Here is a 17,698-nt window from a genome sequence, read left to right on the forward strand (position 1 = left end):
AATATATTGATCTGTAGAACATTTTGTATGAACACATGGAATATTGTTATTATTTTAACAAAAAATTATTTAACAGGCTGTCATGCGCGAACCCATATTTATAAAGCAGAATTCGGCGAAATGGAAGGAGTACGAAACCATGCCTGCACAAGGGCCGGATGAACTTGCAGAACGCTTTGTAACCATTATGGACGACCTGGCTTATGCCAAAACTTTTTATCCAACATCAAAAACCACTCTTTACTTAAATGGATTAGCATCGGGCTTTCATCAATCAATTTACAAAAACAAAAAAGAGAAGGTTAATCGCTTTGTATATTTTTGGCAGTTTGAATTACCATTACTTTTTAAAACCTATCAGAAACAAATATTATATGCATTTATATTTTTTATGCTCTTCTTTTTAACTGGTATTTTATCAGCTAAGTATGATCGTACCTTTGTCAATTTTATATTGAGCGACAAATATGTGAATATGACTAACGAAAACATATCAAAAGGTGATCCATTTGGTGTTTACAAAGACCAGAATGAGTTTATGATGTTTTGGATGATAGCTAAAAATAACCTTACAGTTATGGCAATTACTTTTGTTGTTGGGATAAGTTTATCATTAGGTACTGTTTATTTTTTATTTAAGAATGCTATAATGGTTGGCTGCTTCCAATACCTATTTATTAGTAAAGGTTTGGGGATAGCTTCAGTATTGGTAATATGGATACATGGTACGCTCGAAATATCATGCATCATTTTATCTGGGGCAGCCGGTTTAATACTAGGCAATAGCCTTCTGTTCCCTAAAACCTATAGCCGTTTTATATCACTAAAAAAAGGTGCGCTTGATGGTGTTAAAATAATGCTGGGTATCTCTCCTATTGTTGTTATGGCTGCAATTTTTGAGAGTTTTGTAACGCGGCATACAGAAATGCCTATATGGTTAAGTACATCTATATTAGCAGGATCGTTGCTATTCATAATCTGGTATGTGGTTATTTACCCTGCATATCTATCACGTAATTATAAATTTATTAATACAAATAAATGAAACCCAATGTTGAATTAGGCATTAATCGCGAATTTGGTGATATTATTAGTGACTCGTTTGTTATTTTAAAGCAAAACTTCCAGCCGCTGTTAAAAGCATATCTGGTAATATGTGGTCCTTTTTTAGTTACCGGTATATTGGTTACCATTATGTTCAATTCGCAAAACTCGTATGCTGGTTCTTCAACATCACTTTTTTCGTTCTGGGGGCTTTTAAGTTTTGTGTTTAATATTCTTGATTATACCGCGCTTATATTAACAACCTTATCATACCTGGTTTTTTACAAAGAAAAAGGTAACCAGGCACCTACTATTATGGAGGTTTGGGGATATTTTAGATATTACTTTTTTAGGGTGGTTGGTACGCAATTCTTGTTAACTTTTGGCCTTATAATGGGCATAATTATGTGCTTTATTCCCGGGATATATTTACTTCCTATTTTGGGTTTAGTTATCCCCGTTATGGTAGTTGAAAACGCCAATGCAGAATATTCGATAAAAAGAGCTTTTAAAATAATTAAAGGTAATTGGTGGATGGTTTTTGGGGTAATATTACTGCTATCAATTATCGTTTCTACAATTTTTATTGTTATCATAGTTATACCGGCCGTAATATTTTATGGAGGAACCGAATGGTTAACGGGTAAAAGCATGAGCACACCACTTAACATTGCAGAAGCTATTATAATACACATTTCACAAATATTATGGATGCTCCCCATTATTGGTTTAACCTTAGTATATTATACATTAACAGAGCAAAAAGAATCAAACAGTTTAATAAACAGAATTAAAATGTTTGGGCAAAGCGGTTCTGGTACAGATCAAATCCAATCAGAACAATACTAAATCCAACATGCTTAAATCGCTATTCATCATATTGGGCTTATTATTCTGTATCAATGTTGCAGGCGCAGCAAAAATTAGTAATGCACACGCAACGCATCATCAACTTAAAATTGATAGCACTCAATTACAGATTCGCCAATTTAACGCTGCCGAACTAAATAAGTACCGTAACGATCCGGATTTTAATTACAAAACCGAAAAAGCCGCGATAACCTTGTGGGATAGATTTTGGGAATGGGTGTGGCACATCTGGACTAATTTTTGGATCTGGGTTGGCGAATTACTTAAAAAATTATTTGGCAATGCATCAATAGGTGCTAAATCTGCCACGGCAATAAAATATCTCATTATTGCAATATTTGCCTTTATGGTGGTTTACATTATATTTAAGCTATTAGGAATAAACCTGCTAAGCTTATTTAAAAAGAAAAAGGATGATGGTGCTATTCCTTACACCGAATCAATAGAGAACATACACGAAATAAGTTTTGACGAAGCAATTGAAGGCGCACTCGCTATTAAAAACTACAGGCTTGCTGTGCGACTTTTATATTTACGTTGCCTAAAACAACTAAGCGATAATAATTTGATCCATTGGAAGATTGATAAAACTAATACTGACTACTTAAACGAACTCACCAATGAGGAGCAACGCAGGCAATTTGTATTAGTGACCCGGCAATTTGAATACATATGGTATGGTGATTTTCCGGTTGATAGCCATTCTTTTGAAAATATAAACTCCATTTTTCAAGAATTTAAGCGAAGGTTATCATGAAGAGTTTAAAGATCTATATTGGTATTTTATCCGCTTTGTTAATTATATATATAGTTGCAAAATACAACGAACCTAAGGCTCTTAATTGGTCGCAAACTTTAAGCAATACAGATAAGATACCATTTGGTACTTATATATTATATCAACGAATAAACGACATCTTTCCTAAAGCAAAAGTTACAGCCTATCGCGAACCTATATATAATGTTGTTAATGACCATGGGATAAAACATGGCACCTACATTATAATTTGCGATAATATAGATTTAAGTAAATATGACTATGAAAAGTTGAGGGGATACATTAAAGCAGGGAACGATGTGTTTATAGCAGCATCCTATTTTGGAGATGAATTAGGGAAACAATTGAAAATAAATACCCGGTCTGAATTTGGCGATAGCACGGCCGTAAAATTCACCAATAATTATATTGATACTAACAAAGTATTCAGTGCTAAAAAAGGCATGAGCGACGGCTATTTTGGTAGCATAGATACTGCAAAAGCCACATTGTTAGGCACCAATCAGAAACATCATGCTAACTATGTAAAATACAATATTGGAAAAGGCAACCTCTTTCTAAATACAATGCCGCTTATGTTTAGCAATTATAGCTTATTGGATAAAAGTGGCGTTACGTATGCATCAACAGCATTATCATATGTAAAAAAAGATAATAATTTAATGTGGGACCAATATTATACTTTGGGCAGGGAGGATGATAGTTCAAGCATGCGCGTTTTCCTGCGAAACCCGGCCTTAAAATGGGCGTTTTATATCGCGTTTTTTAGTTTTACGGCATTTATTCTTTTCGAAATCAAACGCCGTCAGCGTATTATCCCAATTATTGAACCATTGCGTAATTCCACTATTGATTTTGTAAATGTAGTAGGCCAGGTTTATTATGAACAACGCGACAATAGTGATATTGCTCACAAAAAAGCTTCTTATTTTTTAGAACATTTACGAACGCAATACGGGCTTAAAACTAATATTTTAAATGATGAATTTGTAACGCAATTGACACATAAGAGCGGGGTAGATCGGGTGTTGATTCGCGAATTAATGAATCAGATAACATTGGCTAGAAGCGGTACAATTGTGAGCGATACCGAATTGATCAACCTCAACAAAAACATAGAACAATTTAATATTCAATCCAGATAATATGGAACAGGAATTTTTTGAACAACGTACAGATCTGACCAAGCTTAGCGAGGCGGTAGCTAAAATTAAGGAGTCGCTTGGTAAGGTGATAGTAGGGCAGCAAGACAGTATTGATTTGCTGATAGCCGGTATTCTAGCAGATGGCCATATTTTGATAGAAGGTGTACCGGGCATAGCCAAAACCTTAACAGCGAAATTGATAGCCAAAAGTATTGATGCCAAGTTTTCACGGATTCAGTTTACACCAGATCTGATGCCATCGGATGTTTTGGGGACTTCAGTATTTAACCCTAAGACTGTTGATTTTGAGTATAAAAAAGGACCAATATTCGGTAACATCATTTTGATTGATGAGATAAACCGTGCTCCGGCAAAAACCCAGGCGGCTCTGTTTGAGGTGATGGAAGAGCGCCAGGTTACCATTGATGGCACCAGCTATAAAATGACCGAGCCGTTTATCGTATTAGCTACCCAGAACCCCGTTGAACAGGAAGGCACTTACCGTTTACCGGAAGCACAGCTTGATCGCTTTTTGTTTAAGGTAGAGGTAAAATACCCATCGCTGGAAGAAGAGATAGCGATACTAACCCAACAACATCAGCATAAAACAGTGGACCAACTGGCAGAGATCACTCCTGTGTTGTCCGCACAGGATATTATTGCTTTGCGCCAGCAGGTACGCAGTTTATTTGTAGAGCCTAAATTACTGGAGTTTGTGGCTAAGATCATCCACGAAACCCGCAGTCATAAATCGTTATTTTTAGGTGGTTCGCCACGTGCATCATTGGCAATTGTAAATAGTGCCAAAGCTTTGGCTGCCATGAAAGGCCGTGATTTTATTACGCCGGAAGATATTATTTGGGTTGCCCCTGCTGTATTGAGGCACCGTATTATGCTCACTCCTGATAAAGAAATGGAAGGCGTTACACCAGATGAAGTAGTAGCTCAAATTATCCAGAAAATAGAAATACCGAGATAATTGAAATTGTTTTTTAACCTATATTACAGAAACCTATTTTTAACTAACCGATTGTTTTTCGGGTTGGGTTGCGCTGTAGTGCTTTATTTGTTCTCATTCTTTTTCCCGTGGCTGGGTGATATTCCGACGGTCTTTATCCTTGCGTTAGTATTACTATTCCTGATAGATATATGGATGCTTTACAGGATGCGCAAAGGTGTATTTTCCAGAAGGCATGCTCCCGAACGATTGAGTAATGGCGATGATAATGAGATAGGCATTTACATCGAGAACTTTTACCCCTTTGCTATTAGTGTGGGTGTTATTGACGAGATACCGCACCAGTTTCAAAAGCGTGATGTGTGGTTTAAAACCACGTTAGCATCGCGGCAGCATAAACTACTCAACTACATGCTACGCCCTACCAAACGCGGCGAGTATGAGTTTGGCGATGTGCGGGTGTATGTGCAATCGCCGATAGGTTTAATTAACCGTCGGTTCAATTTTGAACAGTCCGAAAATCTGCCAGTTTATCCCTCCTTCTTACAAATGCGTAAGTACGAGCTGATGGCCATATCAAACCGTTTGAACGAGTACGGGATTAAAAAGATACGCCGTATTGGTAACAGTATGGAGTTTGAACAGATCAAAAACTATGTGGCCGGTGATGATTTCCGCACCTTGAACTGGAAGGCATCGGCAAGGCGTGGCGAGTTGATGGTGAATAATTATACCGACGAAAAATCTCAGCATGTGTATTGCGTGATCGATAAATCACGGGCCATGAAAATGCCTTTTGATGGTTTGAGCTTGCTCGATTATTCTATCAACGCAAGTTTGGTGTTATCAAGCGTTGCCTTGATTAAACAAGACAAAGCCGGGCTGATCACTATCGCAGAAAAAAAGGGTTCAGTAGTTCCTGCCGACCGTCGACCAACACAGCTGAATAAGATAATGGAAGTGCTTTACAAGGAGAAAACCCGTTACCTGGAAACTAATATGGAGCTCCTGTATACTACAATCCGTAGCACACTTAAACAACGCAGCCTGGTGGTTTTCTTCACCAACTTTGAAAGTATGTCGGCATTACAACGGCAATTGCCATTTTTACAGCGGATAGCAAAATATCATTTACTGGTGATGGTGTTTTTTGAGAATACAGAACTTAAAACCTTAAGTGAGCAACCGGCAAGCAATGTAGAAGATATCTACATTAAAACTGTTGCCGAAAAATTTGCATACGAGAAGAAACTCATTGTTAAGGAGCTGGCGCGTTACGGGATACAATCTATTTTAACGTCCCCGCAAAACTTAACGGTTAATACTATAAACCGATATTTGGAACTCAAGGCGAGGCAAAAAATTTAGTATCAGGTACCTGGCAGTTTAATTCCGGCTGTTTGCAGATCTTTAATTATTCTTTCCTGGAGCGCAAATCGCACGTCACTAAATTTGGCGGTGTTAACCCAAACCCGCGCGCTTATTTTTATCCCGTCAATTTCGAGCGCGAATATGCCAACTGTTGGCAGTGGCTCGGGTAATATATCTGTAGTTTGTTTTATCGCATTAGTTATTATTGCCTTAACTTCATCAACATCTATAACATAAGTAAGCTTCAACTCAATATCAAGGCGTCGTCTTCCTTCGCGCGTAACGTTTGTTATGATCTCATTAAATAGCTTGCCATTAGGTATAATAACGGTTTTGTTATCGGCGGTAAGTATTTCGGTATAAAATATCTGGATAGAGGTTACCACACCATCCACTCCCTGGGCTATAATATTATCATCAATGGTAAATGGCTTAAGCAGCAGGATAAACACCCCACCTGCAAAGTTTTGTAATGTCCCCGAAAGGGCCAAACCCGCTGTGATACCTAAAGCGCCAATAACGGTGTTAAAAATGGTTAGTTCAACACCCGCAATTTCCATCACCACAACAATGAGCAGCACATGCAACGTTGTTATAGACAGACTAAGAAAAAATGGTTGGAGCGAAGAGTGAATTTGCCTTTTACTCATGTGCCCGCGAATACGGGTTTTTATGAGTTTGATGAGCCAAAGGCCAATAAAGAAAACAACACCTGCAAGGATATATTTAGGGACGTGCGAAACTGCCCATTGAGAGGCTTGGGTATAGAACTTTTCCAGATTCATACCCTAAAGATATTCTTATCTAAATAGAGTTACAAATAATTGTGGTCCCTCTATAATGGCCCAACCAATTATTTTGGTTGATACATATCTGGTTTTTTCGCTTATCACTTTCATACTTGCTAAATATCAAACGGTGTGCCTTAATTATATTAATCCGTACTTTATGATATAAACGTGTTAAAATAATGGTGAGCTTACAAAAACGTTACAAATCACCCTTTATTTGTACAATTTGACAGTGATTTTATGCCAAAGTTTAATTCGCATAAAAAACCCTGTTCAGAAAACTGAACAGGGTTCTATATTTAACTTCACTTATAGAAAGTGAAGACAGGGATGATATTACATCATGCCGCCCATGCCACCACCCATTGGCGGGTGACCGTGACCAGCATCTTCAGCAGCTTCGTCAGCCAAAACAACCTCAGTTGTTAAAAGCATAGCAGCGATAGAAGCAGCGTTTTGTAAAGCTACACGGCCTACTTTAGTAGGATCGATAACTCCGGCAGCGATCAGGTTCTCATACACATCTGTACGTGCATTGTAACCGTAATCAGCTTTACCTTCTTTAACCTTTTGAACTACGATAGAACCTTCGATACCTGCGTTCTCGCAGATCTGACGTAAAGGCTCTTCGATAGCACGACGGATGATCTGGATACCAGTGTTCTCATCTTCGTTAGCGCCTTTTAAATCAGCTAATGAAGCAACCGCACGGATGAAAGCAACACCACCACCAGCAACTATACCTTCTTCAACAGCGGCACGGGTTGCGTGTAAAGCATCGTCAACACGATCTTTCTTTTCTTTCATCTCAACTTCTGATGCAGCACCTACGTAAAGTACAGCAACACCGCCAGATAATTTAGCTAAACGTTCTTGTAATTTTTCTTTATCGTAATCTGATGTAGTAGTTTCGATTTGAGCTTTGATTTGGTTTACACGAGATTTGATCTCTTCTGATTTACCAGCGCCATTGATGATAGTAGTATTATCTTTATCGATAAGGATTTTCTCAGCAGTACCTAAGTAAGTTAAGTCGGCATTTTCTAATTTGTAACCTCTTTCTTCAGAGATAACAGTACCACCAGTTAAGATAGCGATATCCTCTAACATCGCTTTACGGCGATCACCAAAGCCTGGAGCTTTAACAGCAGCAACTTTTAATGAACCACGGATCTTATTAACTACCAATGTAGCTAAAGCTTCGCCATCTAAATCTTCGGCGATAATTAACAATGGTTTGCCTGTTTGAACTTGTTTTTCCAATATCGGCAACAATTCCTTCATCGAAGAAATCTTTTTATCATAGATCAGGATGTATGGGTTTTCCAACTCAACTTCCATTTTATCAGCATTGGTTACAAAGTATGGAGAAAGGTAACCACGGTCAAACTGCATACCTTCTACAGTTTTAACTTCAGTTTCGGTACCTTTTGCTTCTTCAACAGTGATAACACCGTCTTTACCAACCTTAGCCATTGCAGTCGCGATAAGCGAACCGATAACCTCGTCGTTGTTAGCAGAGATAGATGCTACTTGTTTAATTTTGTTGTTATCATCGCCAACAGCTTGTGATTGCTCTTGCAGGTTTTTAACAACCGCTTCAACAGCTTTATCAATACCGCGTTTCAAATCCATTGGGTTTGCACCGGCAGCTACGTTTTTAATACCCGCGGTTACAATAGCCTGAGCTAAAACAGTTGCAGTAGTAGTACCATCACCGGCAATATCAGCAGTTTTTGAAGCTACTTCTTTAACCATTTGGGCACCCATGTTTTCTAAAGCATCTTTTAATTCGATCTCTTTAGCTACAGTTACACCATCTTTAGTGATAATAGGTGAACCAAATTTTTTATCTATAATTACGTTACGACCCTTAGGACCTAATGTTACTTTAACCGCGTTAGCTAAAATATCAACACCGCGTTTTAAGGCGTCGCGTGCTTCTACATTGTATTTAACAACTTTTGCCATTTTCTATTATTTTTTGTTTTGATGTTTGAACGTTGAAAGGTTTGAATGTTAAGTTGAACATTTCAACTTTAAAACATTACAACCTTGCAACAAATTTGATTACAGAATTGCGTAAACGTCAGATTCACGCATAATTAAGTACTCTTTACCCTCGTACGAAGTTTCGGTACCGGCATATTTACCATATAAAACTTTATCACCAACTTTAACGGTTGGAGCTATCAAAGTTCCGGAATCTGCGTGTCTGCCCGGGCCAACGGCTACTATAGTTCCAACTTGAGGTTTTTCTTTAGCAGTATCGGGAATAAAGATACCTGATGCAGTTTTTTCTTCGGCAGCAGCAGCTTCTACAACTACTCTATCTCCAAGAGGTTTAATGTTTAACGACATAGTTACTTATTTTTAATTTGTATTAAGTTTATTTTCTATTGGCCATTCATCACTAACTATGCCACGCTGATGGAATAGTACATATTGACGGATGCTTTGTCAAAATTTCATCATACACAAAACTTAGTTAACCGCAACTTAACGTTTGCCGTGTCATGATGTCAGTATAATAAAAAAGGGACCTAAGAAAAATCATTCTTAAAGTCCCCTTAATTTATGAGTTGTAATTGCTTAGTTCTTTTTGTTCAGATCAGGCAATGTAGTAGTTGGTGCCGGTGCAGTGTTAGCGCTTGGTTTTGATGCTTTATCAATTTGCTCCTGATTTGCATTATCAACCTTACCGCTGCTGCCTTTACCTACCACGTTAATGGTTAATGATAAAACAATTAGCGCGATAGCTAATATCCAGGTGCCTTTTTCAAGGATATCCCCTGTTTTTTGAACACCTAATAATTGTGATGAACTTGAAAAATTTGATGATAAGCCACCGCCTTTAGGGTTTTGTATCAACACGATAAGGCCCAACAGCACACAAATAACAATGGCAAGAATTACTAATAATATCATTTTACTCTATTTAATTGATCTTTTTTTCTAATAATTTTATCTGGGCGACAAAGTAACTGCTTTTTTCCGGAAATTTCAACATTAATTTTTGGTACGTTGAAATAGCCTTGGTATACAGCATTTGATCTAAGTATATGCGTGCCAGCGTTTCCGAAACCAACTCGTTTTTGTCTTCGGCACTATTCTTGGCCTTGTTCTCATTGTCGAGTTTCTCAGTATTTGGCGGTTTCAGTTGTGGGTCTTTTTGAATAAACCTGTCGATGATCTCGCTTTCTTTGCGCTTATCACGGGTATTCATATCCAACTGCTCCACCGAAGTGATGTGGAATATATTTTCGAAATACTGCTGTTGCAAATCATCGCTAATCGCGAGGCGCTGCACTTCGCTTATGATAGGCTTAAACGGCACATAAGGCTGATGCGTTTCGGCATGTTCTTGACGCACCTTATCAAGCCACCACATAAAACTGTAGGGCATTTTATCGTCGTTATATTTTGATACGCGCGAATCATCACCGTTAGCAAACTGCGGCTCAACATTAACAGTTGCAGCAGCTACAGATGCTTGCGGCGCATGGGGCATCGGCCTTGGGGTAACTGGATTAACAGGCTGTACAACCGGCTCTTCAATCATCTCAAAATCTACAATATCAATGTCCGGCGCATCCTCTTCCACTACATCCACGTCAGTTTCCGTAATATATTCTTTCTTAGGTTCAGGTTCGTTATACACTGCGTCTTCAACCACTACCGGTTCCGGTTCGGTGTAAGTCTGCTGTGGTTCTTCGGATACATAGCCAGGTATAGTATTGATGTATTCTGGGCCCTGGGCCAAAAAGTCTGCAAGCTCTTGTTCTGCCTTAGTCAATTTTGGCTTTTCGGCAAGATAGTTTTCACGAGATTGCTGCCCATATTGCGCCATAATCACCTCTTCGTTTTCATCCTTTTCCTCTTTAACTTCAATCTCGCCTCCCTCAATATCGGTAATGTCAGGAACATTTGATTTTGATTTAATGATTGGTTTGACATCCTCAATATCAGCTATCTCATCATAAACCTCATCGCCAGCTTCGGTGGCCGCTTCGGCTATCTGCTCCTGGTAACTTAGCGGAGTATGGTAACCCGGTACAGGTGGTACAACTGGCTCTGCCGGGTTGTTATAAGTGTAACCTGGCGGCGCTTGTGGCTCTTCTACCTCGTCCCGGTAAGGGGGCGTATAATCATAATCTGATACTACCGGCTGTTGAGTTACCTCCTCCACAGGGGGGTAATTGTAAGCAGTATATTCCTCTTGCGGCCGAACTGTTTCCGGTTCAACAGAGGGAAAATTGTAAGCAGTATATTCTTCCTGCGGCCGAACTGTTTCCGGCTCAGCAGGGGGGAAATTGTAAGCAGTATCTTCCTCTTGCGGCTGAACTATTTCCGGTTCAGCAGGGGGGTAATTGTAAGCAATATCTTCCTCTTGCGGCTGAGTCGCTTCCGGCTCGGCTACGGGGTTAAAATTTGTCCTGTCTGCTGCGGTGTACTGAAACTCCTCTTCCGATTCGTGGAAGTAGTTTATAGGCTCCGATTCGTAAACCTGCTCTTCTTCATAACCCGTACCTTGATCTTCGTGCTGATAGTTGCTGTACTCATCTTCAAAAAGTGAAACTTCTTCTTCCTCAACTATCTCGTTAAAGGGCGCAACATATTTTATTAACTTTTCGGGATAGTTGATCAGGTTATAAAGTATGGCCCTATCTGGCGCATAAACCGCTGCCGACTTTAATTTTTGCTGAAAGCCACTTTCATCATAAATCTGACTGGCCCGCGCTAGCATAGCACGCAATATCCCACTTTGCGGATACAAGTCGACCAACGATTTTAATTGCGGCGCATGCATAGCGCCTACTTCGGTAGGATTAGCTATCACCTCCGAAAAAAAATCTTTTTGATCTGTATTTAAATTTTGTTCCACGTTGTTTAAAATACGAATTGCTTACCAATTATTAAAGGCACGGTTAAAAATATCTTCGGTTAGCTGTTTATTGATATCTAAAATTAAAGCTTGCTCCTGCGAACCCAGATCGCCTGAAAAATCTTTAAACCTGCTGAATGACTCTTCAAAATTCTGCTTTTTGTTGGCTATGTTAGTGTATTTTACTTTTACAGTAATGGTTAAGCGGGTTAAGCCGGCAATTGGCGCCCTGTTATCACTGGTGGCCTGTACCGAAGCGGGGGCAATACCATATCCGGTTATCTGGCCCTCCAGCGTAGCATCGGCCTCGCCCCTAACCATACTCAGCCTTGTTTGCGAGCGTACGCGTTCTTTTAAAGCTTCGGTAAATAGCTGGCTTAAATTATTCACTACCAATGGCGCGGTGTTTTCAAAAAACATCACATTAATAGTTTTTAGCTGCAGCGGGATTGTTGACCCATCTAAACTTAACTTGTACGAACAAGCTGGAAGCATAAATATCAGGGGAACAAAAAACAATAGAAATACCTTTGTCCTCATTAATTACAAATTTAACTCTTTGATCTTACGGTACAAGGTACGTTCTGATATTCCTAATTCCTGGGCCGCCAGTTTGCGTTTACCGCGATGCTTTTTTAAGGCCTTACGGATCAGATCCGATTCCTTTTCGATCAACGATAATGACTCTTCAACTTCTTCAGCATCCTGCGTAATATTAAAATTATCGCTGTTGTTATTATTGTTATTATTACTGCTGTTATTGTTATGAACGGGGTGTTGTAAAGTAAATTGTGAATCGGGGTTATTTGGCAACTCAATATCGCGATAAAGCTGATTGATCACCTGGTTATTATCAGCATAATTTGCCGCAACGCCCCCGTGCTCAATCAAATCGGCAACCAGTTTTTTCAATTCAACCATATCGCGCTTCATATCAAAAAGCACTTTATAAAGAATATCCCTTTCAGAGAAATCCTCTTTAGGCTGGTTTTCGATACGCATTGGCAAATTACGATTACCCTGCTCGTGCGGGATGTAAGTTAACAACACCTGGGCGGTAATGGTACGGTCGCGCTCTAAAACTGCCAATTGCTCGGCTATATTTTTTAACTGCCTAACATTACCAGGCCACGAGTAATTGATCAATACCTGTTGTGCAGGATCGTCTAATTGTATTGGCGGTGAACGGTATTTAGCCGTAAAATCGGAAGTGAATTTTCTGAAGATCAAATACACATCTTCCTTCCTATCCCGCAAAGGTGGGATACGTAATGGAACCGTATTTAAACGATAGTATAGATCTTCTCTGAATTTTCCATTTTTAACCGCCTCGTAAACATCAACATTGGTAGCCGCTATTACACGTACGTTGGTTTTTTCTACTTTAGACGAACCTACTTTGATGTATTGGCCCGACTCCAAAACCCGCAGTAAACGCGCTTGGGTACCCAAAGGCATTTCGGCAATTTCATCTAAAAATATAGTTCCGCCATTTACCGTTTCAAAATAACCTTTACGCTCACCAACGGCACCGGTATAGGCTCCCTTTTCGTGACCAAATAGTTCTGAATCAATTGTACCTTCCGGGATAGCGCCACAGTTAACAGCAATAAATGGCCCATGCTTGCGCGGACTCATCTGATGTATAATGTGCGAAAAAACTTCCTTCCCGCTACCACTCTCCCCGGTTATCAGCACCGAAATATCGGTAGGCGCAACCTGGTTAGCTATATTAATGGCCCGGTTTAACAAAGGCGAATTGCCTATGATACCGAACCGTTGTTTAATTTCTTGTATTTCCATTTTTAAATAGACTCAAGAATCAAGATGCAAGAGTCAAGACTTACCGTCATTACCAAGAATGTATTCCCTGAAAGAAAATATCATTCTCTGAACCTCTGCAACCAATTCCAAACATTCATTCAATTTCTCCTTATCTCCATATCTGCGTCTTTCACATATCAACAACTGAGTCTCAGCTTCGTAAGAAGATGATAAAGCAGTTGACAGAAACTCCGCAAAATGCAGATTTGTTCTTTTTCCGGAGCCTTCAGCGATATTTGAAGGAACCGAACAGGCACATCTATTAATCTGATTAATCAGATTGTATCTTTCCTCTACTGGCAATCCTTTACAATAATCATAAGTTAAATCCGTAAAGTCCATAGCCTTCTCCCATATTTTCAGGTTCTTGAAGTTATGCCTCTTCATCTTGATTCTTGGCTCTTGATTCTTGAGTCTTACTTAATCAACTATCTTGCCCATCAATGTTGCGCTTGTACATCTTTCAGCCATTACATTCACGTACTGGCCCGGTTTAAACCTTTCGTCAACCGGGAAAATAACCATCGCGTTTTGATCGCTGCGGCCACAATAATCCTGATCAGATTTTTTTGAGTAACCCTCAATCAATACCTTTTGAACCTTACCCAATTGTGCCTGTAAACGAACAAGCGAGTATTGGCGCTGTTTAGCTACGATCTCTTCTAAACGTGCCTTTTTTATAGGCTCCGGAATATCATCTGCATACTTTTTAGCAGCCAAAGTTCCGGGGCGCTCAGAGTACATAAACATGTAGGCGTAGTCGTATTGCACATAGTCCATCATAGTTACCGTATCCTGGTGCTCCTCATCAGTTTCGGTACAAAAACCGGTGATCACATCGGTTGATATGGCGCATTCCGGAATGATCCTGCGGATAGCATCTACACGATCAATATACCACTCACGTGTATAGGTACGGTTCATCAGATCCAGCACACGGCTGTTGCCCGATTGTACCGGCAAGTGAATATAATTACAAATGTTATCGTATTTAGCAATGGTATAAAGCACCTCATCGGTAATATCTTTTGGGTGCGATGTTGAGAAACGTACGCGCAGATCAGGATTGATCAGGGCAACCATTTCCAGCAATCCGGCAAAGTTTACAGTAGCCTCACCTAAATCCTCTCCAGAGGAGAGGACTTTCTCTGCACCCGGCTTATCAGAATCCTCTCCTTTGGAGAGGGCGGGGTGAGGCGCCCATTTGTACGAGTCTACATTTTGACCTAGTAAAGTTACCTCGCGGTATCCCTGGTTAAACAGATCGGTACATTCGGCAACTATCGATACCGCATCACGGCTACGTTCACGGCCACGGGTAAAAGGTACCACGCAGAACGAGCACATATTATCGCAACCACGCATAATAGATACAAAAGCGTTAATGCCATTGGTATTTAAGCGTAACGGACTAATATCGGCATAGGTTTCTTCACGGGATAGCAATACGTTTACCGCGCGCTGTCCGCTATCAACCTGTTCTATCAAATTCGGCAGGTCGCGGTAAGCATCAGGGCCAACCACTACATCAACCAGTTTTTCTTCTTCTAAAAATTTCGCCTTTAAGCGCTCGGCCATACAACCCAAAACGCCAACCACCATACCGGGGTTTTTACGTTTGGCACCCTTAAATTCGTTTAAGCGGTTACGCACACGCTGCTCGGCATTCTCGCGGATGGAGCAGGTATTGATGAATACCACATCGGCATTATTAAAATCGTTGGTGGTTACAAAACCTTTTTCGGATAATATGGAGGCAACGATCTCACTGTCCGAAAAGTTCATGGCGCAGCCGTAACTTTCAATATATAATTTACGACCGTTATTTTTCTCCGGCAAAATCTCCAGCATTAAAGCCTCTCCCTGTCTTTCCTCGTCGTGTGTTTTGCTTTGCAATTCCAGCTCTATCATTTATAAAAACTTTGAGGTGCAAAAATACATAAATAATTACATTTAAGTGCCATTATGGCAGTATTTTTAAATTACAGTTATAGGCTATTAAACAGGTTAATTTAAGCCATTTATGAGTATTTACACCAATAAATAGCTCATATTTGAATGCAAATAGATATATTGCGGTTTAAGCAGTTTGACGAATGGCTTCTAATTTTTTTAAAAAGCGATGGCAAAAAATAACGTTCTATGTAACGCTATCGGCTATCGTTATCATTTCCATTCTGGGTTGCCTGCTCAATTTTTACTGGTCGCCAATTCTGGCTGATAAAATACGGGCCACTGTTTTAAGCAGTACAGATAGTTTGTATTCGGTGAACTTCTCTAATGCTGAGCTGCGCGTTTTACGCGGCCGCATCGTGATCGAAAACATTGAACTAAAGCCAAACATGGCGGTTTATAATCGCCGTAAAAAGCATAATCTTGCCCCCAATAGTTTATACGATCTGCAGATCAAGCGCCTGGTTATTGATCATGTTCATCCCTTACAGCTTTACTATAAAAATTTAGACATTAACCAGATCATCATCAGCTCGCCAACATTACGGGTCGACTATGAGCAAAACCGGGATCAGGATACGGTGATCAATATAAAATTCCCTTATCAGGTTATTTCCAAAGTTTTAAAATCGGCCCATGTTAAAAGTATTGTGCTGAGTGATGTGAAATTTAAATATGTTGATCACAGCATTAATAAACCATATTCTTTTGCAATTGATGATCTGAATTTTAACGCCACCGAATTTTTGCTGGATTCGGTATCTCAATATGATAAATCGCGGTTTTTATTTTCAAAAGATGTAGGTGTACAACTCAATAATTACGAAGCTACCACCGATGATAACAACTATCATTACAAAATAAACAGCCTCAGCTTCTCAACCCAAAGCTCCCAATTAAATGTAACGGGAATGAGTTTCGCATCTGTTAAAACGCCCGAAGAATTTTTTAAAACCAGCAAAGCCGATTGCTTTAGCGCAAAGCTGGATTCGTTACAGTTAAACAATTTCGATTTCAAGAGCTATAGCAAATACCATAAAATACATGGTTCAAAATTAACCTTAAGCCATGGCGGCTTCCATGTATTTGATAACCCCGCGCCCAATGATACCCTTAGCGACAGGGCCAGTCACTTCCCCCAGTTTTTACTGGCTAATTTTAAAACTGATGTTAAGATAGATACCATCCACACTAATAAAATAAATATCGCTTATACCGAGTACAGCAAGCTTTCGGAGCAATCAGGCACGGTTAGTTTCACCAGTACCAGTGGTTATATTTTCAATGTAACTAATAATAAAGCGGCATTATCAAAAAACCATATGGCTACCGCCCAGCTTGAGAGCTTTTTGATGAACTATGGCAAGCTGAACGTACAACTTGCCCTAAACTTAACCGATGCCAACGCATCTTTTACCTACAAAGGGCACATGAACCCTATGGACCTGCGCAAAGTAAACCCGGTAGCGGCACCATTGGGCATGGTAAAAATAGCATCGGGCAAGTTAAACAGTTTGGATTTTGACATGCGGGCCGATAAAACCCAAGCCAGGGGTAACGTAAGGATTTTGTATAACGATCTGAAGATATCTGTTTTAAAAAGGGGCGATGAGAATACGCTGAAGAAGATGGGTATCCTTTCACTATTGGCCAATGCTTTGGTTATTAAGCGTAACAACCCTACTTATGATGGTGCTCCGCCACGGTCTTTCAGGGTAAATTATGCGCGAAAGAAAACACAGTCGATATTTACTTACATGTGGAAATCCTTGTTTTCAGGTATAAAAAGCAGTGCAGGGTATGATGCTAGCACAGAGCAAACCGTTAAGCAAAAGATGAACGATTTTCAGCAAGGCAAGGCAGAGCGTGCCGCAAAAAAAGCTTTAAGAAAACAACACCGCGCCGAACGTCGCCAGCGCAGGGAGTTGAACCGACAAGAAAAAGAGCTTAAAAAACAACAGCAACAACAAATTCCGGTAAACTAAACCTGAAGATAGAATCTCAAACATCACAATTCATAAAAGTTACTTAGCAAGCTGTCAAGATAAAAAGTTTTAGAAATTGATGTAGCTTTACTTT

16 protein-coding genes are annotated in these 17,698 nt (G+C 39.7%); 7 read left to right on the top strand and 9 right to left on the bottom strand.

Annotated features, from left to right (window positions below; translation table 11 throughout):
- Nucleotides 1-82 precede the first annotated feature (82 nt).
- The 6 genes from ABIN91_RS23760 to ABIN91_RS23785 are packed head-to-tail and all read left to right on the top strand — an operon-like array spanning nt 83 to nt 6,163.
- Nucleotides 83-1,045, top strand: coding sequence for a stage II sporulation protein M (locus ABIN91_RS23760; RefSeq protein ID WP_348054130.1), 963 nt, complete (start codon nt 83-85; stop codon nt 1,043-1,045).
- A complete protein-coding gene (locus ABIN91_RS23765; RefSeq protein ID WP_348054131.1) occupies nt 1,042-1,893 on the top strand; it encodes a hypothetical protein in 852 nt (283 codons plus the stop codon). The genes ABIN91_RS23760 and ABIN91_RS23765 overlap by 4 nt, the downstream gene beginning before the upstream one ends.
- Nucleotides 1,894-1,900: 7 nt before the next feature.
- On the top strand, nt 1,901-2,671 hold the full coding sequence (locus tag ABIN91_RS23770; RefSeq protein ID WP_348054132.1) for a DUF4129 domain-containing protein: 771 nt from the start codon (nt 1,901-1,903) through the stop codon (nt 2,669-2,671).
- Nucleotides 2,668-3,837 carry a DUF4350 domain-containing protein gene (locus ABIN91_RS23775; protein WP_348054133.1) on the top strand — a complete coding sequence of 390 codons (1,170 nt, stop codon included), beginning with the start codon at nt 2,668-2,670 and terminating at the stop codon, nt 3,835-3,837. The genes ABIN91_RS23770 and ABIN91_RS23775 overlap by 4 nt, the downstream gene beginning before the upstream one ends.
- 1 nt (nt 3,838) lies before the next feature.
- Nucleotides 3,839-4,816, top strand: coding sequence for a MoxR family ATPase (locus ABIN91_RS23780; RefSeq protein ID WP_348054135.1), 978 nt, complete (start codon nt 3,839-3,841; stop codon nt 4,814-4,816).
- Nucleotides 4,817-6,163, top strand: coding sequence for a DUF58 domain-containing protein (locus tag ABIN91_RS23785; RefSeq protein WP_348054137.1), 1,347 nt, complete (start codon nt 4,817-4,819; stop codon nt 6,161-6,163).
- Nucleotides 6,164-6,165: 2 nt separating this feature from the next.
- On the opposite strand, the gene ABIN91_RS23790 is transcribed toward ABIN91_RS23785, so the two are convergent.
- The 9 genes from ABIN91_RS23790 to ABIN91_RS23830 form a co-directional block, all read right to left on the bottom strand.
- Nucleotides 6,166-6,951 (bottom strand): mechanosensitive ion channel family protein, encoded by a 786-nt coding sequence (locus tag ABIN91_RS23790; protein ID WP_348054139.1) that lies wholly within the window; start codon nt 6,949-6,951, stop codon nt 6,166-6,168.
- 342 nt (nt 6,952-7,293) lie between these two features.
- A complete protein-coding gene (gene groL / locus ABIN91_RS23795; RefSeq protein ID WP_348054141.1) occupies nt 7,294-8,928 on the bottom strand; it encodes a chaperonin GroEL in 1,635 nt (544 codons plus the stop codon).
- Between the two features lie 99 nt (nt 8,929-9,027).
- A complete protein-coding gene (gene groES / locus ABIN91_RS23800) occupies nt 9,028-9,318 on the bottom strand; it encodes a co-chaperone GroES (protein ID WP_348054143.1) in 291 nt (96 codons plus the stop codon).
- 231 nt (nt 9,319-9,549) lie between these two features.
- Entirely contained in the window at nt 9,550-9,885 is a 336-nt protein-coding gene (gene secG, locus ABIN91_RS23805; RefSeq protein ID WP_348054145.1) for a preprotein translocase subunit SecG, read from the bottom strand.
- Between the two features lie 10 nt (nt 9,886-9,895).
- Nucleotides 9,896-11,842, bottom strand: a complete 1,947-nt coding sequence (locus ABIN91_RS23810; protein WP_348054147.1) for a hypothetical protein — start codon at nt 11,840-11,842, stop codon at nt 9,896-9,898.
- Between the two features lie 21 nt (nt 11,843-11,863).
- Entirely contained in the window at nt 11,864-12,382 is a 519-nt protein-coding gene (locus ABIN91_RS23815) for an LptE family protein (protein ID WP_348054149.1), read from the bottom strand.
- A gap of 3 nt (nt 12,383-12,385) precedes the next feature.
- Complete coding sequence (locus ABIN91_RS23820) at nt 12,386-13,645, bottom strand: sigma-54 dependent transcriptional regulator (protein ID WP_348054151.1); 1,260 nt, start codon at nt 13,643-13,645, stop codon at nt 12,386-12,388.
- 33 nt (nt 13,646-13,678) lie between these two features.
- Nucleotides 13,679-14,053 carry a four helix bundle protein gene (locus ABIN91_RS23825; protein WP_348054153.1) on the bottom strand — a complete coding sequence of 125 codons (375 nt, stop codon included), beginning with the start codon at nt 14,051-14,053 and terminating at the stop codon, nt 13,679-13,681.
- 33 nt (nt 14,054-14,086) lie between these two features.
- Nucleotides 14,087-15,577: a MiaB/RimO family radical SAM methylthiotransferase gene (locus ABIN91_RS23830; RefSeq protein ID WP_348054155.1), complete on the bottom strand. Its 1,491-nt coding sequence runs from the start codon at nt 15,575-15,577 to the stop codon at nt 14,087-14,089.
- Nucleotides 15,578-15,762: 185 nt separating this feature from the next.
- On the opposite strand from ABIN91_RS23830, the gene ABIN91_RS23835 reads away from it, so the two are divergent.
- A complete protein-coding gene (locus ABIN91_RS23835) occupies nt 15,763-17,604 on the top strand; it encodes a hypothetical protein (RefSeq protein WP_348054157.1) in 1,842 nt (613 codons plus the stop codon).
- The last annotated feature ends 94 nt before the right edge of the window (nt 17,605-17,698 follow it).

The organism is Mucilaginibacter sp. (assembly GCF_039921305.1).
GTDB lineage: Bacteria > Bacteroidota > Bacteroidia > Sphingobacteriales > Sphingobacteriaceae > Mucilaginibacter.